The 21,688-nt window shown below is 72.8% G+C and carries 18 protein-coding genes; 8 read left to right on the top strand and 10 right to left on the bottom strand.

Translation table 11 applies throughout. From position 1 onward, the window contains the following. Positions 1-53: 53 nt before the first annotated feature. Positions 54-1,271, bottom strand: a complete 1,218-nt coding sequence (locus tag ACFVX9_RS22605; protein ID WP_063347344.1) for a hypothetical protein — start codon at positions 1,269-1,271, stop codon at positions 54-56. Positions 1,272-1,436: 165 nt separating this feature from the next. Next, positions 1,437-2,798: a type I glutamate--ammonia ligase gene (gene glnA / locus ACFVX9_RS22600; RefSeq protein WP_063347345.1), complete on the bottom strand. Its 1,362-nt coding sequence runs from the start codon at positions 2,796-2,798 to the stop codon at positions 1,437-1,439. Between the two features lie 163 nt (positions 2,799-2,961). Here glnA and ACFVX9_RS22595 point away from each other — a divergent pair, with 163 nt between their 5' ends. Next, positions 2,962-4,716 carry an NAD+ synthase gene (locus ACFVX9_RS22595; protein ID WP_380370598.1) on the top strand — a complete coding sequence of 585 codons (1,755 nt, stop codon included), beginning with the start codon at positions 2,962-2,964 and terminating at the stop codon, positions 4,714-4,716. A gap of 6 nt (positions 4,717-4,722) precedes the next feature. On the opposite strand, the gene ACFVX9_RS22590 is transcribed toward ACFVX9_RS22595, so the two are convergent. The 3 genes from ACFVX9_RS22590 to ACFVX9_RS22580 form a co-directional block, all read right to left on the bottom strand. Then, positions 4,723-5,778: an endonuclease/exonuclease/phosphatase family protein gene (locus ACFVX9_RS22590; RefSeq protein ID WP_387983176.1), complete on the bottom strand. Its 1,056-nt coding sequence runs from the start codon at positions 5,776-5,778 to the stop codon at positions 4,723-4,725. A gap of 254 nt (positions 5,779-6,032) precedes the next feature. Continuing rightward, positions 6,033-6,683 (bottom strand): TetR/AcrR family transcriptional regulator, encoded by a 651-nt coding sequence (locus ACFVX9_RS22585; protein WP_380482142.1) that lies wholly within the window; start codon positions 6,681-6,683, stop codon positions 6,033-6,035. Between the two features lie 189 nt (positions 6,684-6,872). Continuing rightward, complete coding sequence (locus tag ACFVX9_RS22580; protein WP_063347351.1) at positions 6,873-8,483, bottom strand: MFS transporter; 1,611 nt, start codon at positions 8,481-8,483, stop codon at positions 6,873-6,875. A gap of 275 nt (positions 8,484-8,758) precedes the next feature. Between ACFVX9_RS22580 and panB the strand changes: the two genes are divergently transcribed. From panB to ACFVX9_RS22565, 3 genes are all read left to right on the top strand, one after another. Then, positions 8,759-9,628 (top strand): 3-methyl-2-oxobutanoate hydroxymethyltransferase, encoded by an 870-nt coding sequence (gene panB, locus ACFVX9_RS22575; RefSeq protein WP_063347352.1) that lies wholly within the window; start codon positions 8,759-8,761, stop codon positions 9,626-9,628. A 145-nt stretch (positions 9,629-9,773) separates the two neighbouring features. Further along, positions 9,774-10,796, top strand: coding sequence for an ATP-binding cassette domain-containing protein (locus tag ACFVX9_RS22570; protein ID WP_387983175.1), 1,023 nt, complete (start codon positions 9,774-9,776; stop codon positions 10,794-10,796). Continuing rightward, on the top strand, positions 10,793-11,605 hold the full coding sequence (locus tag ACFVX9_RS22565; RefSeq protein WP_363372188.1) for an ABC transporter permease: 813 nt from the start codon (positions 10,793-10,795) through the stop codon (positions 11,603-11,605). The genes ACFVX9_RS22570 and ACFVX9_RS22565 overlap by 4 nt, the downstream gene beginning before the upstream one ends. Positions 11,606-11,763: 158 nt before the next feature. On the opposite strand, the gene ACFVX9_RS22560 is transcribed toward ACFVX9_RS22565, so the two are convergent. Beyond that, positions 11,764-15,150, bottom strand: coding sequence for a BTAD domain-containing putative transcriptional regulator (locus tag ACFVX9_RS22560; RefSeq protein ID WP_387983173.1), 3,387 nt, complete (start codon positions 15,148-15,150; stop codon positions 11,764-11,766). 181 nt (positions 15,151-15,331) lie between these two features. Here ACFVX9_RS22560 and ACFVX9_RS22555 point away from each other — a divergent pair, with 181 nt between their 5' ends. Then, the gene (locus ACFVX9_RS22555) at positions 15,332-16,147 is read left to right on the top strand and encodes a site-2 protease family protein (RefSeq protein ID WP_380482135.1); all 816 of its coding nucleotides are present in this window, start codon (positions 15,332-15,334) and stop codon (positions 16,145-16,147) included. Positions 16,148-16,151: 4 nt separating this feature from the next. Here the strand turns inward: ACFVX9_RS22555 and ACFVX9_RS22550 are convergent, their stop codons facing one another. Together ACFVX9_RS22550 and npdG are read right to left on the bottom strand one after the other, a co-directional pair. Further along, positions 16,152-16,352, bottom strand: a complete 201-nt coding sequence (locus tag ACFVX9_RS22550) for a hypothetical protein (RefSeq protein WP_363372195.1) — start codon at positions 16,350-16,352, stop codon at positions 16,152-16,154. Between the two features lie 189 nt (positions 16,353-16,541). Beyond that, positions 16,542-17,234: an NADPH-dependent F420 reductase gene (gene npdG, locus ACFVX9_RS22545; RefSeq protein WP_380370587.1), complete on the bottom strand. Its 693-nt coding sequence runs from the start codon at positions 17,232-17,234 to the stop codon at positions 16,542-16,544. A 47-nt stretch (positions 17,235-17,281) separates the two neighbouring features. Here npdG and ACFVX9_RS22540 point away from each other — a divergent pair, with 47 nt between their 5' ends. After that, positions 17,282-17,887 carry a hypothetical protein gene (locus ACFVX9_RS22540; protein ID WP_387983171.1) on the top strand — a complete coding sequence of 202 codons (606 nt, stop codon included), beginning with the start codon at positions 17,282-17,284 and terminating at the stop codon, positions 17,885-17,887. A gap of 142 nt (positions 17,888-18,029) precedes the next feature. After that, positions 18,030-19,397 carry an MFS transporter gene (locus ACFVX9_RS22535; RefSeq protein WP_387983170.1) on the top strand — a complete coding sequence of 456 codons (1,368 nt, stop codon included), beginning with the start codon at positions 18,030-18,032 and terminating at the stop codon, positions 19,395-19,397. A gap of 57 nt (positions 19,398-19,454) precedes the next feature. Here ACFVX9_RS22535 and ACFVX9_RS22530 read toward each other — a convergent pair whose 3' ends face one another. Further along, a complete protein-coding gene (locus ACFVX9_RS22530; protein ID WP_063347360.1) occupies positions 19,455-19,688 on the bottom strand; it encodes a hypothetical protein in 234 nt (77 codons plus the stop codon). Positions 19,689-19,792: 104 nt separating this feature from the next. Between ACFVX9_RS22530 and map the strand changes: the two genes are divergently transcribed. Continuing rightward, positions 19,793-20,638: a type I methionyl aminopeptidase gene (map, locus tag ACFVX9_RS22525; RefSeq protein WP_380370577.1), complete on the top strand. Its 846-nt coding sequence runs from the start codon at positions 19,793-19,795 to the stop codon at positions 20,636-20,638. Between the two features lie 70 nt (positions 20,639-20,708). Here map and ACFVX9_RS22520 read toward each other — a convergent pair whose 3' ends face one another. After that, positions 20,709-21,410 (bottom strand): bifunctional DNA primase/polymerase, encoded by a 702-nt coding sequence (locus tag ACFVX9_RS22520; RefSeq protein WP_063347362.1) that lies wholly within the window; start codon positions 21,408-21,410, stop codon positions 20,709-20,711. Positions 21,411-21,688: the final 278 nt, after the last annotated feature.

The following is a 21,688-nucleotide window of genomic DNA, read 5'->3' as shown; positions in this document are numbered from 1 at the left end:
CTGCCGGCCCGCGCGGTGCGGGTGGGGCGGCAGCGGCGCCGGGCGGCGGCCGGTCAGGCGTCGGTGGAGCCGTCCAGGTTGACGTAGGCGTAGAAGACGCCGATGTCGTAGCCGTCCTTCTGGGTGTTGAAGGTGGCGGTGAGGTCGGTGTCCCCGTTGCGCAGGTACGGCGAGATGTCCCAGCGGTTGGAGTCGTAGCCGAAGTTGTTGCGGTTGTACGGGTTGCGGACGAACTGGTCCTCCGGGGTCAACTCCTCGATGGTGGAGTTGAAGGCGTCGTTCGGCGCGTGGTTGATGTCGGAGAACAGCGTCTCGGGCCCGTTGGTGGACTTGACCGACAGGGTGTCGCCGGTCCACTTGAGGTCGCCGTCGTAGACCACCCAGCCGAGCTTGCCGTGGAGCTGACCGCTCTGCGGCGTCTGCAGCCCCGCGAGCTTGATCTGCCGCGTCGGGCTGTCCGGCAGCTCGACCTGGAAGCCGTCCCACAGGTGGATGTGCCGCATCGGCTTGCAGTCGTTCTCGTACGCGACGACGATCGTCCAGCCGCCCCAGCTGTGCGGCTTCACCACCGAGTCCATGTTGGCGACGGTGTAGGTGCCGTTGCCGGCGTTCCTGACCAGGTCGGTGATGTCGGCGGAGGCCTGGTAGCTGCTCTCCACGTCGGTGGTGATGTAGCCGATGGACGGCTGGTCGTTGGCGATGTCCCGGTACTGCTTCTCGCCCGGGACCTTGAGGTACACCTCGTCGATCTGGTTCTCCGGCAGCACGGTGTCGCCGATGCCGCGGGTGCCGCCCCAGTACAGCCGGGCGTACTTGACCTTGGAGCCGTCGATCAGGCCGAGGTCGGCGGAGCTGGCGGAGTAGATCGGGTCACCGAGCGGGCCGATGGAGCCCGGGTCGATGTTGATGTACTTCATCTCGTACTTGTTGTTGATCGGCATGCTGCCGAGGCCCTTGCGGGCGTCCTCGCAGGGCGGCTGCTCCGGGTCGAGGGGTGCCTTGGTCTCGTCACAGGTCATCAGCGAGTTGCTGATCCTGGTGACGGAGCCGTGGAAGTCGCCCTGGAAGCGGGTGGTGAACGGCAGCGGGTTCTCGGAGATGGTCTCGGCGCGCGGGTGCGGGTTCGACGAGCCGGAGCCGGAGCCACGGGCGTCGGCGATCGGGGTGGCCAGCAGCTGGCTCGCGACGGCGGCGAGGGCGGCGCCCGCGACGACGGTCCGGCGGGCGAGCAGACGGGCCGCGGCGGCGCGGCTGACAGCGGAGGAGGGCATGGGATCCTCTCGGGACGGAACGGACGAGCACGCCCATCGGACCACAACCGTCCGTCACAGGATCTTCACATACCGCCATTGGGGAAACGATCCACCCGAGCGGACGGCCCGCTGTCATCCGATCGAACGACAGCGGGCCCGAAGGTGTTTGAGCCGCTCAGGCGCTCAGAGCACCTGGAGGTTCTTGCGCAGCTCGAACGGTGTCACCTCGGAGCGGTACTCCTCCCACTCCTGCCGCTTGTTGCGCAGGAAGAAGTCGAAGACGTGCTCGCCGAGGGTCTCGGCGACGAGCTCGCTGCGCTGCATCAGGTCGATCGCCTCGCCGAGGTTCTGCGGCATCGGCTGGATGCCGAGGGCGCGGCGCTCGGAGTCGGTCAGCGCCCAGACGTCGTCGTCGGCGCCCGGCGGGAGCTCGTAGCCCTCCTCGATGCCCTTGAGGCCGGCCGCGAGGGTGACGGCGTAGGCGAGGTACGGGTTGCAGCCGGTGTCCAGGGAGCGGACCTCGATCCGGGTGGAGCCCTGCTTGCCGGGCTTGTACATCGGCACCCGGATCAGCGCCGAGCGGTTGTTGTGGCCCCAGCAGATGTAGGACGGGGCCTCGCCGCCGGCGCCGGCGGTGCGCTGGGAGCCGCCCCAGATCCGCTTGTAGGAGTTCACCCACTGGTTGGTGACGGCGGCGGTCTCGGCGGCGTGCTTGAGCAGGCCGGCGATGAAGGAGCGGCCGACCTTGGAGAGCTGGTACTCGGCGCCGGTCTCGTGGAAGGCGTTGCGGTCGCCCTCGAACAGCGACAGGTGGGTGTGCATGCCCGAGCCGGGGTGGTCGGAGAACGGCTTGGGCATGAAGCTGGCGTGCACGCCCTGCTCCAGCGCGACCTCCTTCATGACCAGACGGAAGGTCATGATGTTGTCGGCGGTGGACAGCGCGTCGGCGTAGCGCAGGTCGATCTCCTGCTGACCGGGGGCGCCCTCGTGGTGGGAGAACTCCACCGAGATGCCCATCGACTCCAGCATGGTGATGGCCTGTCGACGGAAGTCGTGGCCGACCCCGCGCGGGGTGTGGTCGAAGTAGCCGGACTGGTCGGCGGGGATCGGCGGGGTGCCGTCGCCGGGCAGGTTCTTCAGCAGGAAGAACTCGATCTCGGGGTGGGTGTAGAAGGTGAAGCCCTGGGCGGAGGCCTTCTCCAGGGTGCGCTTGAGCACGAACCGGGGGTCGGCGTAGGACGGCGAGCCGTCGGGCATCAGGATGTCGCAGAACATCCGGGCGGTGCCGGGGGTCTCCGAGCGCCACGGCAGGATCTGGAAGGTGGTCGGGTCCGGCTTGGCGATCATGTCGGACTCGTAGACCCGGGCGAAGCCCTCGATCGCCGAGCCGTCGAAGCCGATGCCCTCCTCGAAGGCCTGCTCCAGTTCGGCCGGAGCCACCGCGACCGACTTCAGGAACCCGAGCACGTCGGTGAACCACAGCCGGACGAACCGGATGTCACGCTCCTCAAGCGTCCGAAGCACGAACTGCTGCTGCTTGCCCATGGGGACAGTCTCACCTCTGCTCTTTACGCTCGTGTTACGCCCGGAAGACCCCCGGACGCGACTGCCCCCATCATGGCCGATCACCGCGCGGGACGGCAGTCCGGACCCTGGTCCGACCCCCCGGACAGCACATTGCGTCAGTTCGACGATTACACTCGGGGGCATGCCCAATCTCCGTCTCGCCCTGAGCCAGATCGACCCCTGGGTCGGTGACATCGCCCGCAACAGCGATGAGGTGGTGCGCTGGACCAGGCAGGCCGTGGAGGCCGGCGCCCAGCTGGTCGCCTTCCCCGAGATGGCCCTGACCGGCTACCCCGTCGAGGACCTCGCCCTGCGCAGTTCCTTCGTCGAGGCGTCCCGGGGCGCGCTGGTCGAGCTGGCCGGGCGGCTGGCCGCCGACGGGCTGGGCGAGGTGCCGGTGGTGGTCGGCTACCTCGGGCGCTCCGAGCACGCCTCGCCGAGGTTCGGCCGCCCGGCCGGCTCCCCGCAGAACTGCGCCGCCGTGCTGCACCGGGGCGAGGTGGTGACCCGCTTCGCCAAGCACCACCTGCCCAACTACGGCGTGTTCGACGAGTACCGCTGGTTCGTCCCGGGCGAGCAGCTGCCGGTGCTGCGGCTGCACGGAGTGGACGTCGCGCTGGCCATCTGCGAGGACATCTGGCAGGACGGCGGCCGGGTCACCGCGGCCCGCGAGGCCGGGGCCGGGCTGCTGCTGGTGGTCAACGGCTCGCCGTACGAGCGGAACAAGGACGACCAGCGGCTGGAGCTGGTCCGGCGCCGGGCCGCCGAGGCGGGCTGCCCACTGGCCTACGTCAACATGGTCGGCGGCCAGGACGAGCTGGTCTTCGACGGCGACTCGATCGTGGTCGGCGCGGACGGCGAGGTGCTGGCCCGCTCCCCGCAGTTCGAGGAGCACCTGCTGGTGCTGGACCTCGACCTGCCGGCCGCCGGCGACGACCACACCGACGGCCTGCTGCTGAGCGACGGGCTGCACCTCGTCCGCACCGACCTGGGCGGCGAGCCGCAGGCCGCGCCCGCGCACGCCCCGGCCCCCGAGGTGGCGCCGCGGCTGTCCGACGAGGCGGAGATCTGGGCCGCGCTGGTCTCCGGCACCCGGGCGTACGTCACCAAGAACGGCTTCCGGTCGGTGCTGATCGGCCTCTCCGGCGGCATCGACTCGGCGCTGGTGGCGGCCATCGCGGTGGACGCGATCGGCGCCGAGAACGTGTACTGCGTCTCGATGCCGAGCCGCTACTCCTCGCAGCACTCCCGGGACGACGCGGCCGAGCTGGCCCGCCGGACCGGGCTGCACTACCGCACCGTCTCCATCGCCCCGATGTTCGACGCCTACCTGGGCGCGACCGAGCTGACCGGCCTGGCCGAGGAGAACCTGCAGTCCCGGCTGCGCGGCACCCTGCTGATGGCGATCTCCAACCAGGAGGGGCACATCGTGCTCGCGCCCGGCAACAAGAGCGAGCTGGCCGTCGGCTACTCGACCCTGTACGGCGACTCGGTGGGCGCGTTCGGGCCGATCAAGGACGTCTACAAGTCGCTGGTCTTCCGGCTGGCCCACTGGCGCAACGAGGAGGCCGGGCGGCGCGGCGAGGTGCCGCCGATCCCGGAGAACACCATCTCCAAGCCGCCGTCCGCCGAGCTGCGGCCGGACCAGAAGGACAGCGACTCGCTGCCCGACTACGACCTGCTGGACAGCGTGCTGGCCCGCTACATCGAGGGCGACGAGGGGCGGGACGCGATCGTCGCGGCCGGCTTCGACCCGGCCGTGGTGGACCGGGTGGTCCGGCTGGTCGACACGGCCGAGTACAAGCGGCGGCAGTACCCGCCGGGCCCCAAGATCTCGGTCAAGAACTTCGGCCGGGACCGCCGCCTGCCGATCACCAACCGCTGGCGGCGGGGCTGAGGGCCCCTAGTTGAACCGGTAGGTGGCGGCCACCGCGAGGTGGTCGCTGCCGTCCCGGGGCAGGGTGCGGGAGTCGACCGGCGCGAGGCCGCCCTTGCTCATGATCTGGTCGATCCGGGCCATCGGGAAGGACGCCGGCCAGCTGAAGCCGAAGCCGTCCCCGGCGGCGCCCTGGGCCGAGCGCATCTGCGAGGTGACCGGCGCCAGGCTGCGGTCGTTCATGGTGCCGTTGAGGTCGCCGAGCAGCAGGACCTTCTTCACCGGCTCGGCCTGGATCGCGTCGCCGAGCGCCTGCGCGCTGACGTCCCGCTGGTCGACGGTGAAGCCGCCCTCGGCCTTCAGCCGCACCGACGGCAGGTGCGCGACGTACACCGCGACCGGGCCCTGCGGGGTGGCGACCTGGGCCCGGAACGCCCTGGTCCAGCCCATCTTGAGGTCCACCGGCGAGACTCCGCTGATCGGGTACTTCGACCAGAGGCCGACCGTCCCTTCCACCTCGTGGTACGGGTACGCCTCGGCGAGCCCGCTCTCGTAGTCGCGCAGCGGCCTGCCGGCCAGTTCCTGGAGGGCGACGATCTGGGCGCCGGAGGCCACCAGGCCGCGGACGGTGCCCGGCACGTCGGGGTTGGCGGCGGCGACGTTGTGGCTGACCACCGTCCAGTCGCCGGTGCCGCCGCTCTTGTCGCTGAGCAGGCCGCCGAACAGGTTGAGCCAGATCGCGACGGGCAGCAGCAGCGCGATCAGCGCGGTGGCGGAGCGGCGCAGCAGCGCGGGGACCAGCAGCACCGGGACGGCCAGGCCGATCCAGGGCAGGAAGGTCTCCAGCAGGCTGCCGAGGTTGCCGGCGCTGTTGGGGACGTCGGCGTGGAGGGCCATCAGCAGGGCGGCGAGCACGGCCAGCACCGCGACGACCAGGCCGCGCCGCCAGGTGGTGGCGCCGCGGCCGTCCCGGCCCCAGTGCCGCAGGCCCAGGAATCCTCCGGGACGGCCCGCGGGGGCCGGGGCGCCCGCCTCGCCCCAGGGGCCGGCCGTGCTCCGGTCGGTCCTGTCCGCCTGCGTCATCCGTGGCTCCCGTTGTTCGTGCCGTCGCCGGTCCGGTGTCCGGCCCGTGCGGTACGGGCGGGTGCCGGACTGGTGCCGGTTTGATCGGATACCCGGCTCAGCCTATGCCGGGACAGACGCGGGGCCGTCGGAGCGGGTTCCGGCGTGGCCCGGTTTGGTGAGCCAGGCCACGCCGGGCGCGGGTCGGACACAGGTCGGTGCAGGTCGCTGCGGGCACGGGACCGGGGCGCGGGGTCCGGGGCGCGGGAGCGCGTTCAGCCGCGGGAGCCGGAGGCCGCGTGCGGCGCCAGGCCTTCGAGCAGCGAGTCGACCATCCGGCGGGCCAGGTCCGGGTCCTCCAGGTCGGAGTCGTCCCAGAGGATGCTGCGGTACAGGATCGGGCCCATCAGCATGTCGCCGAGGAGCTCGACGTCGAGGTCGGTCCGCAGCACGCCCTCGTCCATGGCGCGGCGGATCAGGGCGAGCCCCGCCTCCCTGCGGGGCTTGATCACCCGGTCGCGGTACGCGCTGTACAGGTCGGGCAGACTCTGCATCTGGCCGAGGGCGGCCTTGAGCACCCAGCGGGAGCGCTTGGCGAGGCCGCGCCGGCGCATGTAGTCGACCATCTCGATCAGGTGGTCCCGGGCGGTGCCGTCGGTCGGCGCGGGCATCGGGACTTCCAGCCGGCTGACCACGTCGACCAGCAGGGCCTCCTTGTTGGGCCAGCGCCGGTAGATGGTGGCCTTGCCGACGCCGGCCGCGGCGGCGATGCCCTCGATGGTGAGCTCGGACAGCGCGGTGCCGCCGGCCATCAGGTCCTCGACGGCGGCGAAGATGGCCTGCTCGGCGGCCTCGCTGCGCGGGCGGCCGCGGCGTACGGCGGCGCAGGGCTGTCCGGCCCCGGCGGCCGGGGTGTCCGTCTTCATCCCCGCTGTACTCCCTCGCTGTCCGCGTGGCGCACGAGCGCCGTTCCGTTTCCGATGGTGGTCCGTGGACCGGGTTCCGATGGTGGTCCGTGGACCGGGCCGGGTGGCGGCCGCCGTCCTGGACCTCGGCCCTGCCGCCCGGGGATCCACCCGGGTGACAGGGCCATTGTCGCTCAGCGCGATCGCGGGTCAGGCGTCCGCGGCCACGGCCTTGCGGCTCTGGTCGGGCTGCTCGGCGGCCTTCCCGGCCGGGCCGCCGGGGGCGGCCGACCGGCGCGGCAGCAGGAACCAGGCGATCAGCGCGCCGACCACCGTGATGCCCGCGGAGAGCGAGGCCACCACGTGCATGGCGCTGACGAAGGCGTCGTCGGCCGGGCCGATCAGCGCGGCGCCCTTGGGGCCCATCCGCTCGGCGATGGCCAGGGTGGCCTCCAGCGACTCGCCGGCCTTGCCGCGCAGGTCGTCGGGCAGCTGGTTGAGCGTGTCGGCCATGCCGTCGCGGTAGACGGTGGAGAGCACCGCGCCGAGCACGGCGACGCCGAGCGAGCCGCCGACCTGGCGGAAGGTGTTGTTGACGGCCGAGCCCGCGCCGGCCTTCTCGCGGGGCAGCGAGGCCATGATCGCGACGGTGACCGGCGGCATGACGTGCGCCATGCCGGTGCCCATCAGCAGGCCGAGCACGATCAGCACCCAGATCGGCGTGTCGACGCCCAGCAGGGTGTAGCCGACGAAGCCGACCGCGATCAGCAGCATGCCGACGGCGGCGGTGGCGGCGACGCCGAAGCGGTCGACCACCAGCCGGGCCCGCGGCGCGAACAGCAGCTGGGCGACGGCCAGCGGCAGCATCAGCAGGCCGGCCTGGAGCGCGCTGTAGCCGCGCACGCTCTGGATGTAGAAGACGCCGAAGAAGGAGACGCCCATCAGCGCGAAGAAGACCACGCCGACGACCACGACGGAGGCGCTGAACACCTTGTTGCGGAACCAGGTGACGTCCAGCGCGGGGAAGCGGGTGCGGCGCTCGAACCAGACGAAGGCGGCCAGCGCCAGCACGCCGATCAGCGTCGGCACCCAGGCCTCGGCGGCGGTGAAGTCGGCCAGCTCGCCGCCCTTGATGATGCCGTAGATCAGCGCGACCAGGCCGATGATCGACAGCAGCACGCCTATCGGGTCGAGCTTGCCGGGGTTCGGGTCCTTGGACTCGGGCACCAGGACGACCATCGCGATCACCGCGACGATCACGATCGGGACGTTGACCAGGAAGACCGAGCCCCACCAGAAGTGCTCGATCAGCAGGCCGCCGGTGATCGGGCCGATGGCGATGGCCAGGCCGACCGCGCCGGCCCAGATGCCGATCGCCTTGGGCTGCTCGGAGCGCTCGAACACGTTCATGATGATGGCCAGCGTGGCGGGCATCGCGAGCGCGGCACCGACACCCATCAGGGCGCGGTAGCCGACGAGTTCACCGGGCGAGGCGGCCAGCGCGGAGAGCAGCGAGGCGATGCCGAAGACCACCATGCCGCCGAGCAGCGCACGCTTGCGGCCGAAGCGGTCGCCGAGCAGGCCGGAGGTGAAGAGCAGCCCGGCGAACACCAGGGTGTAGGAGTTGATCGACCACTCCAGGTCGCTCTGGCTGGCGCCGAGCCCGACCGGCGCGGGGGTCGCGATGGTCTTCATCGCGACGTTGAGGATCGAGTTGTCGAGGACGACGACGAGCAGGGCGAGCACCAGGGTGCAGAGGATCGCCCAGCGGCGGCGGTGGATGGCTTCCGGCACGCGGGGTGGCGCGGCTGCGGTGGTCATTGGTCTTCCCGTCCGTGGTGGTGTGGCACTGGCGGGCAATTCCGAGCCATGGTCGTCTCGTAACCCCCCGGCACCAGGGTAGCGGCCATTTCGATACGAGACGAATCCGTTTCGTAAAAACGCGGCAAAGCCCGCCGGCCGGCGGCCGGTGTGCCACAGATCGCACCCGCGCGCCTGCACGCCCCTTTGCGCGCACGCCGGGGCGTGCAAGCATGGAGGTGATCCGGGGACGCCGTACGGCGCCACGAGACGACAACCCTTCAGGAGTCCGTTCGATGAACGCTTCTTCGCCTTCGCCTGCCCAGAACCAGGCGGCGACCGCCACCCTCTACGGCGGGGTCACCAACCGCCGCATCACCGTCCGCGACCTCGCCACCGCCAAGCAGCGCGGCGAGAAGTGGTCGATGCTCACCGCCTACGACGCCCTCACCGCCGGGGTGTTCGACGAGGCCGGCATCCCCGTCCTGCTGGTCGGCGACTCCGCCGGCAACTGCCACCTCGGCTACGAGACCACCGTGCCGGTGACCATGGATCAGATGGTGATGCTCTCCGCCGCCGTCGTCCGCGGCACCAAGCGCGCGATGATCGTCGCCGACCTGCCGTTCGGCTCCTACCAGGAGTCCCCCGCGCAGGCCATGCGCAACGCGGCCCGGCTGATGAAGGAGGCCGGGGTCGGCGCGGTCAAGCTGGAGGGCGGGGAGCGCAGCGCCCGCTCGATCGAGCTGCTGGTCGAGGCCGGCGTCCCGGTGATGGCGCACATCGGCCTCACCCCGCAGTCCGTGCACGCCTTCGGCGGCTACCCCGTGCAGGGCCGCGGCGACGAGGCGGCGCACCAGCTGCTGCGCGACGCCAAGGCCGTCCAGCAGTCGGGCGCCTTCGCGGTCGTGCTGGAGGCGGTGCCGGCCGAGCTGGCCGCCCAGGTCACCGAGCAGCTGACCATCCCGACCGTCGGCATCGGCGGCGGGCCCGACACCGACGCCCAGGTCCTGGTCTGGACCGACATGGCCGGCATGACGGCGGGCCGGGTGCCCAAGTTCGTCAAGCAGTACGCCGACCTGCGGACCGTCCTCGGCGACGCCGCCCGCGCGTTCGCCGAGGACGTCCGCGGCGGCGCCTTCCCGGCGGCGGAGCACAGCTTCCACTGACGGCCCCCGACGGCCCCGCTCCCCCGCCCGGGGAGCGGGGCCGCTGCCGTGCCCGCTCCCCCGGTGACAGCGGTCTGACAGCGCGGCGCCGGGCCCGCCCCCCTCATGACAGCCCGCTGACAGCAGGGCCGGACAGCCTGGGGGCATGACACGAATCGCCACCGCCCCGAACGACCGGGGTACCGCCGCGGGCAACGCCGTCGAAGTCCGCGGCATCGTCAAGCACTACGGCACCACCAAGGCCCTCGACGGGGTCGACCTCACCGTCCGCGAGGGCACCGTGCTCGGCGTGCTCGGCCCCAACGGCGCCGGCAAGACCACCCTGGTCCGGGTCCTCTCCACCCTGATCAAGCCCGACGCCGGCACCGCGTTCGTCGGCGGCTACGACGTCCTGCGCCAGCCCAAGCAGCTGCGCCGCACCATCGGCCTCACCGGGCAGTACGCCTCCGTCGACGAACTCCTCTCCGGGTACGAGAACCTCTACCTGATCGGCCGGCTGCTCGACCTCCCCCGCCGCGAGGCCAAGGCCCGGGCCACCGAACTGCTGGAGCGCTTCTCGCTCACCGAGGCCGCCAAGCGGACCGCCAAGACCTACTCCGGCGGCATGCGCCGCCGCCTCGACCTGGCCGCCAGCATGATCGGCCGCCCCAAGGTGCTCTACCTGGACGAGCCCACCACCGGCCTGGACCCGCGCACCCGCAACGAGGTCTGGGACGAGGTCCAGCGGATGGTCGCCGAGGGCAGCACCGTGCTGCTCACCACCCAGTACATGGAGGAGGCGGAGCAGCTCGCCGACGAGCTGACCGTCATCGACCGCGGCCGGGTGATCGCCAACGGCGGCGTGGCCGAGCTCAAGGCCAAGGTCGGCGGCCAGACCCTCCAGATCCGCGCCGCCCACCCGGCCGAGCTGCCCGAGATGGCCCGCTGCCTGCACGACCGCGGCATCACCAGCGCCACCGTCTCCACCGACACCGGCCTGCTCGCCGTGCCGATCACCGACGACGAGCAGCTGACCACCGTCATCGGGGTGCTCGGCGGCCGCGGCTTCGCGATAGCCGGCATCGACACCAAGGTGCCCAGCCTCGACGAGGTCTTCCTCGCCATCACCGGCAAGCCCGCCGACACCGCGGACGCCGCCCCCAGCCTCGCCAAGGAGCCCGTCGCATGACCACCGCCACCATCGCCCCCGCCCGGGTGGAGGACTCCCGGGTCGGCCTGTCCGGCACCTTCCGCCACGTCGGCGCGCTGACCCGGCGCAACCTGATGCGGATCAAGGCCGACCCGGAGTCGATGTTCGACGCCGTGCTGATGCCGGTCATCTTCACGGTGCTGTTCGTCTACGTCTTCGGCGGCGCCGTCTCCGGCAACCAGGACTCCTACAAGCAGTACATGATCCCCGGCCTGCTCGGGCAGACCGGCCTCACCCTCGCGATGGCCGTCGGCACCGGCCTGAACAGCGACTTCCAGACCGGCGTGATGGACCGCTTCCGGACCCTGCCGATCGGCCGGGCCTCCGTCCTGCTCTCCAAGATGGCCGCCGAGACCTGCCGGGCGCTGCTCTCCTTCGTGATCCTGATCGGCTTCGCGATGTGCATCGGCTTCGAGGTGAAGACCGGTCCGCTGGAGGTCGTGGCCGCGGTCGGCCTGTCGCTGGTGTTCGGCATGTCGATCGTCTGGGTCTCGATGCTGCTGGGCATGGCGCTGCGCAGCGCCCAGGCCGTCCAGGGCGTGGCCATGCTGGTCCTGATGCCGATGCAGTTCGGCAGCTCGATCTTCGCGCCGACCGACACCATGCCGGGCTGGCTCCAGGCCTTCACCAAGGTCAACCCGCTGTCGGCGCTCGCCGACGCCTCCCGCTCCCTGCTCAACGGCCAGGGGCCGCTGGCCCACCCGGTGATGGTCGTGCTGATCTGGTCGGTGGCCACCACCGCGATCTTCGCGCCGCTCGCCGTCGCCCGCTTCCGCAAGCGGACCTGAGAACGGCCGCCGGCCCTCCGCGGGGGAGGGCCGGGGGGCGACCGGCCGGCACCAGGGGACGGGGCCGGCCGACGGAACGGCTGACCGGTGACCAGGGACGGGCGTCGGTCAGCCGATCCACTCGTGTCGGCTGACCGGTGACCAGGGACGGACGCCGGTCAGCCGATCCACTCGTACATCCGCTCCCGGACCTGTTCCGGGGTCAGGCCCTCGCCGGCGGTGTGGGCGGCCTCGAACGCGGCGTCGCCCAGCAGGGCCCGCAGGGAGGCCGCCGCCCGGCCGCGCTCGACGCGGTCCAGGTAGCCGCCCTTCGGACCGTTCAGCATGTGGTGCGCCCCGTGCAGCACGGTGGCCTGCCGGGCCCGCTCCAGGTCGCCGTCGCGCTCGGCGAAGGAACGCAGCACGCCCACCACCGCGGGCACCACCATGACCGTCATCTGCTCGCCGAAGCCACTGGTGCTCGCCGTCTGACGGAGCAGCGTCCGCCCCTCGCGCAGCGCCGCGAGCCCCTCGTCCGGCCGGCCCGCCCGGGCGGTGATCCAGCCCCGGGTGGTGGTCAGCATCCCGGTCACGATCCCGGGGGCGAAGCTGCCGACGCTGGTCGCCTCCATCCGGTCCAGCTCGGCCAGCGCCTGCTCGTGCTCGCCTCGCAGCATGTGGACGCCGCAGAGTGTGAGGCCGCCGAACAGCAGCGCGCCGGTGGAGGAGTGGTCCGCGCTGTGGGAGTCCAGCCCGGCCAGCGCCTCCCGGATGATCCGCTCGCCGTGCTCCATGTCCTGCTCCAGCAGGGCGGAGCCGAGGTTCACCCGCAGCATCGGCACCTCGTGCGGTGTCCCCAGCTCCTCGGCCAGCTCGATCGCCCGCTCGTACGCTGCGGCGGCGGCCGCCGGATCGCCCCGGTTGGCCAGCGACTCGCCCTGGGCCGCCAGCGCCTGGGAGACCCCCCAGAGGTTGCCGGCCCGCTCGTACAGCTCCAGGGAGCGCGCGCCGTCCAGGATTCCCTGGTCGGCCCCGCCCGGCCAGTCGTTCAGCATCTTGGCCCGGAGCTGCAGGATGAACGCGAGGTCGTTCGGCCCGCCGTGCTCCTCGCAGCCGCGGACGGCGTCGTCCAGCAGGCTCTTCATCAGCTCCAGCCGGCCGGCCAGGAACGCCCCGAACACCCGTATCAGGCCCGGGAACCGGTAGGCCTGCGGCAGCTCCGGGGTGTAGACGTCCAGCAGCTGCTCCGCGACGGCGATCGCCACCGGGTTGCCGAGCACGTCCAGGTTCCCCTCGAACATGCCCATCAGCCGGTACATCGCGAGCAGTCGGCGGGCCTCCTCGACGACCCCTTCGGGCATCGGCAGGCCGTAGGAGAGCACGTCCCGCTCCAGCGGTACGGGCGGCTGCGGGCCGAACGGATCCGGCCCGAGCGCCGCGACGGCGTCGTACCAGCCGCGGGCCTCCATGCTGTAGCCGCGCAGCGACCAGTACCAGCTCATGCCGAGGGTGAGGACCAGCGACTGCTCCTCGTCCGCGAGGTCGATGGCGCGCCTCAGCGCGGCCCGGACGTTGTCCAGCTCGCGCTCCAGCACCGTCAGCCAGTGCAGCTGCTGGGGGCCGTGCATGTTCAGGAAGGCGGTGGCGACGACGCTCCGGAAGTGCGCCAGGTGGCGGGCCCCGGTCGCGTCGCGCTCCTCCTCGGACTCGGCGAGGCGCTCGGTCGCGTACTCGTGGATGGTCTCCAGCATCCGGTAGCGCGGCAGGCTGCCGTCGTCCAGGTCGGCGACCAGCAGGGACTTGTCGACCAGCGACAGCAGCAGGTCGGCGACCTCCCCGCCGACCACCTCGGTGCCGTCGGCGCAGATCGCCTCGGCGTCCTCCAGCTGCCAGCCGCCGGCGAACACCGAGAGCCGGCGCAGCACCGCCCGTTCGCGCTTGCCCAGCAGGTCCCAGCTCCAGTCGACCACCGCGCGCAGGGTCTGCTGGCGCGGCAGCAGGGTGCGGCTGCCCGCGGTGAGCAGGGCGAACCGGCCGTCCAGGCGGTCGGCGATCTGGCGCGCCGTCATCACCCGCAGCCGGGCGGCGGCGAGTTCGATGGCCAGCGGCAGGCCGTCCAGGCGGCGGCAGATCTCGGCGCAGGCCGCCGGGTCGGTGTCCGGGTCGAAGCCGGGGCGGGCGGCGGTGGCGCGCTCGGTGAGCAGGCGCAGCGCCACCGGGTCGGGCAGCGGCTCGACCGGCAGCACGGTCTCGCCGGGCACGCCGAGCGGCTCCCGGCTGGTGGCGAGCACGGTCAGTTCGGGGCACTCGGCGAGCAGGACGTCGGCGAGGTCGGCGGCGGCCTGGATCAGGTGCTCGCAGTTGTCCAGCACGAGCAGCATCCGGCGGTGGCCGCAGTGCTCGACCAGCCGGCGGACCGGGTCCTCGGCGCGCTTCTCGATCACCTCGGCGACCATGCCGCCGCTGTGCAGCACGATCTCGCGCAGGCCGAGCGCGGAGACGACGGCGGCGGGCACCGCGTCCGGGCTCTCCAGCGGGGCGAGTTCGGCCACCCAGACGCCGTCCGGCCAGTGCCCGGCGGACTGCTCGGCGCGGCCTGCCTCGATCGAGAGCCTGGTCTTGCCGGAGCCGCCGGGGCCGGTCAGGGTGATCAGCCGACTGTTCGTCAACGTTCCGCGCAGCGCGGCGAGATCGCCCTCGCGGCCGACGAAGCTGGTCAGCCGGCCGCGCAGGTTGCCGCCGACGCGCGGGGGCTGGAGCGCCCCGGACCGTTCGGCGGCCGGCGGGGCCGGTATGGGCTCCGGCGCGGGCACGGTCGCGGGCGCGGTCGGCGCGGGGGCCGGTTCGACCTCGGCCGGGGTCAGCAACGTGGCGTACAGGGCCTGGAGTTGGCGCCCCGGGTCGACGCCGAGCTCGTCGGCGAGGGCGCGCCTGGTCCGTTCGTAGTGGCGCAGCGCCTCGGCGGTGCGGCCGCTCTCGTGCAGCGCCCGGATCATCAGCTGTTGCAACGGCTCGTCCAGCGGCTGCCGTTCGCAGAGCTCGGTGAGTTCGGCGACCAGTTCGGCGGCCCGGCCGAGCCCGAGCTCGGCGGTGATCCGGTGGCGGCGGGCCTCCTCGCGCTGGGTCTCCAGCCGGGCGGCCGGGCCGCTGCGGTCCGGCAGGTCGGCCAGGGCGGGGCCGCGCCACAGCGCCAGGGCGGCGCGCAGCCGGTCGGCGGCGAGCGCGTGGTCCCCGGTGTCGAGGGCGCGGCGGCCTTCGGCGCCGAGCCGCTGGAACTCGGCGAGGTCGGTGGCCGGGTCGGTCAGCCAGTACCCGGCCGGGCCGGAGCCGATCTCGTCCCGGCCGACGGTCCGGCGCAGCCGGCCGACCAGGGTCTGGAGCGCGGCGGAGGAGTCCTGGGGCGGCTCGGCCTCCCACACCTCGTCCACCAGCAGGTCGGCGGGCACCGGGCGGCCCTGCCGGAGGGCGAGCGCGGTGAGCAGTGCCCGCAGCCGGGCGCCGCCTAGCGGCACCGGGGTGCCGTCGTCGTGGTGGGCCGTCGTGGTCCCGAGGATGCCGTAGTACACCGGTCCATTCTGGTCGATGGGCGGCGCTCGGGGCGCACAATTGTCCAGGGGCCCCTCACCGGCGGCGGAACCCGGACGGGGCCCTCGGACGTTCACCCGGGACGGCTTGTCCGGTCACCGGCCCGCCCGGCATGATCGATCCCCTGCCCGCTTTTCCTCGGACACCCGGAGCACCCACACCATGACCTTCGCCGCCACGCAGCGCTCACGCAGCGAGGACCGCCGGATCAGCCCGGTGTTCTGGGTGCTCCTCGCCGTCCTCGCCACCTCCGGCTGGGCGGTGTACTCGGGCTACGGGAACGCCTCGTTCGGCGTGTTCCTGTTCGTGGTGGCGGGCTGGATGGTCTCGCTGTGCCTGCACGAGTACGCGCACGCGCGCACCGCGCTGCACGGCGGCGACATCAGCGTCGGCGCCAAGGGCTACCTCACGCTCAACCCGCTGAAGTACACCAACGTGCTGCTCAGCTTCGTGCTGCCGATCGTGTTCGTGATCATGGGCGGCATCGGCCTGCCCGGCGGCTCGGTCTGGATCGAGCGGGACCGGATCCAGGGCCGGCTCAAGCACAGCCTGATCTCGGCGGCCGGGCCGCTGGTGAACGTGGTGTGCGCGGCCCTGCTGCTGGTCCCGATCGGCGCCGGCTGGCTGGACGACCCGGCGGTGCACGCGGTCTGGAACGGCTACGAGCTGAACGTCTCGCCGTTCGCGGCCGCGCTCGGCTTCCTCGGCCTGCTCCAGCTCAGCGCCGCCCTGCTGAACCTGCTGCCGGTGCCCGGCCTGGACGGCTACGGGATCGTCGAGCCCTGGCTGTCCTACAAGACCCGGCGCGCGGTCGAGCCGTTCGCGCCGTACGGGCTGCTGGCCGTGTTCGCGCTGCTGTGGCAGCCCGAGGTGAACTCGTTCTTCTTCGGGGTCATCCACGACCTGATGAGCCTGTTCGGCGTGGACCAGGACTACGCGACGCTCGGCCGGTACCTGTTCAGCTTCTGGAAGAACTAGCCGACTAGCCCTGCTCGGCTGCCGCAGCGGCGGCCGTGGCCTCGGCGATCTTCGCGCGGCGGCGGTTCATCCAGAGCACGTTGCTCGCCACACCGGCCATCGGGAGCCAGATCAGGCCCAGCCAGAAGCCCTGGGTCAGCGAGACCACGGCGGCCGCCAGCGCGAGGACGACGACGATCAGGGCGAAGAGGGACGTGCGGGGCATGGCGGGAGGCTCCTAGGGCCGGGTGCGGTCGGCCGGGTTGCGGCCGCACCCATTGTCGCCGACCTCACCTCCGGAACTGGTCCAGGGGTGAGGCCGACACGGCTCGACCGGATCTCGGAGCGGCCGGTCCCGAACGGTCCGGTCCCAGACCGTTCGCTCCCGGACCGTCCGATCTCAGACGGTCCGGTCTCAGACGTCCGTCACCCGCAGGCCCGCGTGGGCCTTGTAGCGGCGGTTGACCGAGATCAGGTTGGCCACCAGCGACTCCACCTGGTGCGCGTTGCGCAGTCGGCCCGCGAAGATCCCCCGCATGCCGGGGATCCGGCCGGCCAGCGCCTGCACGATGTCGGTGGCGGCCCGCTCCTCGCCGAGCACCATGACGTCGGTGTCGATCTGCTCCACCGACTCGTCCTGGAGCAGCACCGCCGAGAGGTGGTGGAAGGCGGCGGTGACCCGGGAGTCCGGCAGCAGCGCGGCGGCCTGCTGGGCGGCGCTGCCCTCCTCCGGCTTCAGCGCGTACGCGCCCTGCTTGTCGAAGCCGAGCGGGTTGACGCAGTCGACCACGATCTTGCCGGCCAGTTCCTCGCGCAGCGCGGTCAGGGTCGCGGCGTGCCCGTCCCAGGGCACCGCGACGATCACCACGTCGCTCTCCCGGGCGGCGGTGGCGTTGTCGGCGCCACGCACGCCGCGGCCCAGTTCGGCGGCGGAGGCCTCGGCCCGGGCCGCGTCGCGCGAGCCGATGATCACCTGCTGGCCGGACTTGGCCAGTCGCAGGGCCAGGCCGCGCCCCTGGTCGCCGGTGCCGCCGAGGACACCGATCACCAGCTGTGAGACGTCCGGCAGTTCGTGGGCCGGGTTTGTCGCTGAATCGAGGGAAGTCATGGGCCGATCCTGTCAAACCCCCGGCCGGACGCGACATTGTGGGCCGCATGGACGCGGTGAGAGTTTCGGCACTCCGGCAGCACCTGGCGGGCACCGGCTGGCTGGAGGCGGTCGGCGGCTTCGCCGGGTCGCTGCGGCGCTCGGTGTCGCGGCGCGGGGCCGGCGAGCTGCTGCTGGTCGGCACCGAGGCGTACGAGCCCTGGCATCTGGCCGCGCACCTGGCGGACGAGGCCGCCTGGTCGGCCGTCCCCCGACTGGTGCCCACCCTGCTGCGGCACGCTCCGCCGGCCGGCGCCCCGACGCACCTCGCGCACGGCCTGCGCCGGCTCACCGCGGCCGGGCGCGGCGCCACCGTCCTGGTGGTGGCGCCGGAGGCGGCCGGCCCGACACTGCTGGAACGGGTGCAGGACGCCCGCCGGCACGGCGCGACCGTGCTCGCACTGGACGGCGCCGCCCCCGCCGAGCCGGGCGACCTCGGCGGGCTCGCGCACGAGCGGCTCGCCGTCGGCACCGCCGACGAGGAGCCCTTCGACCTCGCCCAGCACCTGGTCAGCGCCGCCGCCGGGCGGTCCCCGGGCCGCCGCACCGCGCTGGACCGGCTCGCCGAACTCGCCGGCCGGCTGACCGTACCGCCCGCGATCAGCCGCTGGTAGTCCGGGCCGGGCCCGGCCCACCCCGGCCCACCCCGGCCCACCCCGGCCCGGCCGTGACGGCCGGACGCCGACCGTGACGGCCGTGTGCCGGGCTGAAAAACCCTTTGCGAACCCGGCGGCCCGCGTTCGAGGATGCTGGTTCGTGAACGACGACGAACCCCCGCATCCCCCCGGCACCTCCGGACGGTCTCGCACGCTGCTGCGCTCGCTCGCGCCCGACCTCTCGCCCTGGCGCGCCTCCCGCGACTTCCGCTTCCTCTGGCTCTCCGGCTGCGTCACCAGCTTCGGCAGCTACCTGACCTACGTCGCCGTACCGATGCAGATCAAGGAACTGACCGGTTCCTCCTTCGCGGTCGGCCTGATCGGCGCCTTCGAGCTCGTCCCGCTGATCGTCTTCGGCCTGTGGGGCGGCGCCCTCGCCGACGCCCTGGACCGCCGGAAGCTGGTGCTGCGCGCCGAGGCCGGGCTGGGCCTGCTCGCCGGCCTGCTGCTGCTCAACGCGCTGCTGCCGTCCCCGCTGCTCTGGCCGATCTACCTGGTCGCCGCGCTGGTCGCGGCCTGCGACGGGTTGCAGCGCCCGGCCCTGGACTCGCTCACCCCGCGGATCGTCCCGCACCAGCACCTGACCGCCGCGTTCGCGCTCAACTCCCTGTACCGCAACGCCGCTTCGGTGGCCGGGCCGGCGCTGGCCGGCGTCGTGGTGGCGTTCTCCGGGGTGGGGACGGCGTACGCGCTGGACGTGCTCACCTTCGCCGCCTCGCTGCTGCTGCTCGTCCGGATCCGGGCGGTGCCGCCGGCCACCGGCGCCGAGCGGCCGTCGGTGCGGGCGGTGCTCACCGGCATCCGGTACGCGTGGAGCCGCAAGGACCTGCTCGGCACCTACACGATCGACCTCTGCGCGATGCTGTTCGCCTTCCCGGTGGCCGTCTTCCCCTTCCTGGCCTCCGAGTTGGGCGCGGACTGGGCGCTCGGCCCGATGTACGCGGCCTCCGCGGCCGGCGCCCTGCTGGTCGGGGCGACCAGCGGCTGGACGTCCCGGATCCACCGGCACGGCCGACTGCTGGTGGTCGCCGCCGTCGGCTGGGGCGCGGCCATGGCCCTGGCCGGCCTGTCCGGGAGCATCTGGCTGGTGCTGCTCGGCCTGGCGCTGGCCGGCGGCGCCGACGAGATCAGCGGGCTGGCCCGCTCGACCATGTGGAACCAGTCCATCCCGGACGAGGTGCGCGGCCGGATGGCCGGCGTCGAACTGCTCAGCTACTCCGTCGGCCCCCAGCTCGGCCAGGTCCGGGCCGGCACCATGGCCGGGCTGGTCGGCGTCCGCGCCGCCGTCTGGAGCGGCGGTCTGATCTGCGTCGTCGCCGTCGTCGTGGTGGCCGCCGCGCTGCCCAAGCTGCTCGCCTACGACGACCGCACCGACCCGCACACCGCCGCCGTCCGCGCCGGGCACGAGCGCGCGGAGCGCGAGCGGGAACAGCAAGGCGAACGGGAGGCCGCCGCGGCGACGGACTGACGCCGACTTGCTGACGGCGCCGGCTTGACGGCAGAAAGCCGGACGCCGCCCCGGCCGCTACTCGCCGCCGCCGTCCTTCGGCGTGTCGTTCCAGCGCTCGTCCCCCTGCCGCCACTCCCGGTTGCGCTCGTCGGCGAGTTGCAGGGCGTGCGCGGCCTCCTCCGGGCTGTCGTACGGGCCGAGGCGGTCCTTGGCGGGGCACTCCGGCCCCTCCTCGACCTTGCCGTGCTTGATGCAGTAGAACCACTCGCCGGGCTTTCCGGTCGGCTTGCGGTGGAATCCCAGGGGCATGGTGCCCTCCCGTCGACGCGTTGGGGTCGTACCGATCATTCCCCGGCCGGGGCCTCCGCGCACACCGCCCGGGCGCGCCGGGGGCGGCCGTTAGACTCGCGGCCATGGCTCTCGTACCCGGCATCCAGTCCCCCACCCGCAAGGTCCCGGCGCACATCGCGCGCCCCGAGTACGTCGGGCGGCCCGCCCCGACGCCGTACACCGGGCCCGAGGTGCAGACCGCCGAGACGATCGAGAAGATGCGGATCGCGAGCCGGATCGCCGCCCAGGCGATGGCGGAGGCCGCCAAGCTGATCGCCCCCGGCGTCACCACCGACGCGCTGGACGCCGTCGCCCACACCTACATGTGCGACCACGACGCGTACCCGTCCGACCTCGGCTACCGCGGCTTCCCCAAGTCGGTCTGCACCTCGATCAACGAGGTGATCTGCCACGGCATCCCGGACTCGACCGTGCTCCAGGACGGCGACATCGTCAACATCGACGCCACCGCGTACATCCACGGGGTGCACGGCGACCTCAACGCCACCTACCTGGTCGGCGACGTCGACGAGGAGTCCCGGCTGCTGGTCGAGCGGACCCGCGAATCCCTCGACCGGGCGATCAAGGCCGTCAAGCCCGGCCGTCAGATCAACGTGATCGGGCGGGTCATCGAGTCCTACGCCAAGCGCTTCGACTACGGCGTGGTGCGGGACTTCACCGGGCACGGCATCAACACGTCGTTCCACTCCGGCCTGATCATCCCGCACTACGACAGCGAGCGGGCCACCGAGGTGATCAAGCCGGGGATGACCTTCACCATCGAGCCGATGCTCACCCTGGGCACCTACGACTACGAGATCTGGCCGGACGGCTGGACGGTCGTCACCAAGGACCGCAAGCGCACCGCCCAGTTCGAGCACACCCTGGTGGTCACGGCGGACGGCGCGGAGGTCCTCACCCTGCCGTGACCCCGGCCGGGCGCCGGGCGGCCCCTGGAAACCGCCGAGCCGCCGAGCCGCCGAGCCGTGGGGCGCCGGTTCAGCCGATGAGCCACTGCTCCTCGGCGACGGCGCCCACCTCGGTGCAGGCGTCGGTGAGCACGTCCAGGACGCGCAGCGGGTCCGGCAGCGGCTGCTCGGGCCCGCGCAGCCACCGCACCTGCGAGCCGTCCGGCAGCGCGGCCGGCGGCAGCAGGGTGTACGAGCCGCGGCAGTGCCAGCGCAGGCCGGGGTGCTCGGACATGGTGTCCGGGGTGGAGTCGAGGACGCTCGGCCACCACTCGTCCTCGTCCTGCGGGGTGCCCCGGGTGGCGGTGAAGAACAGGTAGCGGTCCTCGCCGACGGCGGCGACCGGGCCCTCGACGCCCCGCTCGGTCAGCCGTTCCAGGGCCAGCCGGCCGGCCTCGACCGGGACGTCCAGCACGTCGTGGGCGCGCCCGGTGGCGGTGATGAAGTTGGTCTGCGGATCGCGGGCGAGCCAGCGGGCGAGCTGCTCGGGATCGGTGGTGGCCTGGGTCTGCCAGGCGAAGGAGACCGGGTGCTGGGCGGGGGCCGGACAGGCCACCCGGTCGCAGGAACAGCGGTAGCCGGCCGGATGCGCGGCCGGCGCGAGCGGGAATCCGGCGCGCACCGCGCCGAGCAGCTGATCGAGTCGGGCGGCGGGGCCGTCCACGTCACCCGACCGGGCCCGCTGACGCTCACGCTTCTGCCACCAGGTCGTCCACCTGCCGCCGGCTTCCATCGGGCCCCTTCCGCGCACTGCCGTACCTGGTGCGGCACAGCGTTCGACGTACCACTCCGACGCAACGCACAGCGCCCCCCGCTGCTTCCCGGGGCGGTGCTCGGCCCTGCTGTCCACGCCCTGCCGACCGGGAACCGGGGTCACCGGAGGGCCGACGCCCGGGTCACGGTACGCAGTCGCGGCAGCACGCTGTCCGCGCCAGGTCGGCCGGAGGGCGCGCGGATCCGCGCCCCGCCCGGCCCGTACGGGGCCCGCTGACCCGGGTGAACCCCGGGGGC

This window comes from Kitasatospora sp. NPDC058243 (assembly GCF_042882025.1).
Lineage (GTDB): Bacteria > Actinomycetota > Actinomycetes > Streptomycetales > Streptomycetaceae > Kitasatospora.
The sequence above is the reverse complement of the archived record's forward strand: the minus strand, read 5'-3'. Positions and strand labels throughout refer to the sequence as shown.

What these genes read in the sequence shown, in the direction of transcription:
- ACFVX9_RS22540 (WP_387983171.1), top strand. Translation starts at nt 17,282, where the DNA reads ATGGACGCGGTGAGAGTTTCGGCACTCCGGCAGCACCTGGCGGGCACC.
- map (WP_380370577.1), top strand. Translation starts at nt 19,793, where the DNA reads ATGGCTCTCGTACCCGGCATCCAGTCCCCCACCCGCAAGGTCCCGGCG.
- glnA (WP_063347345.1), bottom strand. Translation starts at nt 2,798, where the DNA reads ATGGGCAAGCAGCAGCAGTTCGTGCTTCGGACGCTTGAGGAGCGTGAC.
- ACFVX9_RS22585 (WP_380482142.1), bottom strand. Translation starts at nt 6,683, where the DNA reads ATGAAGACGGACACCCCGGCCGCCGGGGCCGGACAGCCCTGCGCCGCC.
- ACFVX9_RS22555 (WP_380482135.1), top strand. Translation starts at nt 15,332, where the DNA reads ATGACCTTCGCCGCCACGCAGCGCTCACGCAGCGAGGACCGCCGGATC.
- ACFVX9_RS22550 (WP_363372195.1), bottom strand. Translation starts at nt 16,352, where the DNA reads ATGCCCCGCACGTCCCTCTTCGCCCTGATCGTCGTCGTCCTCGCGCTG.
- panB (WP_063347352.1), top strand. Translation starts at nt 8,759, where the DNA reads ATGAACGCTTCTTCGCCTTCGCCTGCCCAGAACCAGGCGGCGACCGCC.
- ACFVX9_RS22580 (WP_063347351.1), bottom strand. Translation starts at nt 8,483, where the DNA reads ATGACCACCGCAGCCGCGCCACCCCGCGTGCCGGAAGCCATCCACCGC.
- ACFVX9_RS22565 (WP_363372188.1), top strand. Translation starts at nt 10,793, where the DNA reads ATGACCACCGCCACCATCGCCCCCGCCCGGGTGGAGGACTCCCGGGTC.
- ACFVX9_RS22590 (WP_387983176.1), bottom strand. Translation starts at nt 5,778, where the DNA reads ATGACGCAGGCGGACAGGACCGACCGGAGCACGGCCGGCCCCTGGGGC.
- npdG (WP_380370587.1), bottom strand. Translation starts at nt 17,234, where the DNA reads ATGACTTCCCTCGATTCAGCGACAAACCCGGCCCACGAACTGCCGGAC.
- ACFVX9_RS22595 (WP_380370598.1), top strand. Translation starts at nt 2,962, where the DNA reads ATGCCCAATCTCCGTCTCGCCCTGAGCCAGATCGACCCCTGGGTCGGT.
- ACFVX9_RS22530 (WP_063347360.1), bottom strand. Translation starts at nt 19,688, where the DNA reads ATGCCCCTGGGATTCCACCGCAAGCCGACCGGAAAGCCCGGCGAGTGG.
- ACFVX9_RS22605 (WP_063347344.1), bottom strand. Translation starts at nt 1,271, where the DNA reads ATGCCCTCCTCCGCTGTCAGCCGCGCCGCCGCGGCCCGTCTGCTCGCC.
- ACFVX9_RS22520 (WP_063347362.1), bottom strand. Translation starts at nt 21,410, where the DNA reads ATGGAAGCCGGCGGCAGGTGGACGACCTGGTGGCAGAAGCGTGAGCGT.
- ACFVX9_RS22570 (WP_387983175.1), top strand. Translation starts at nt 9,774, where the DNA reads ATGACACGAATCGCCACCGCCCCGAACGACCGGGGTACCGCCGCGGGC.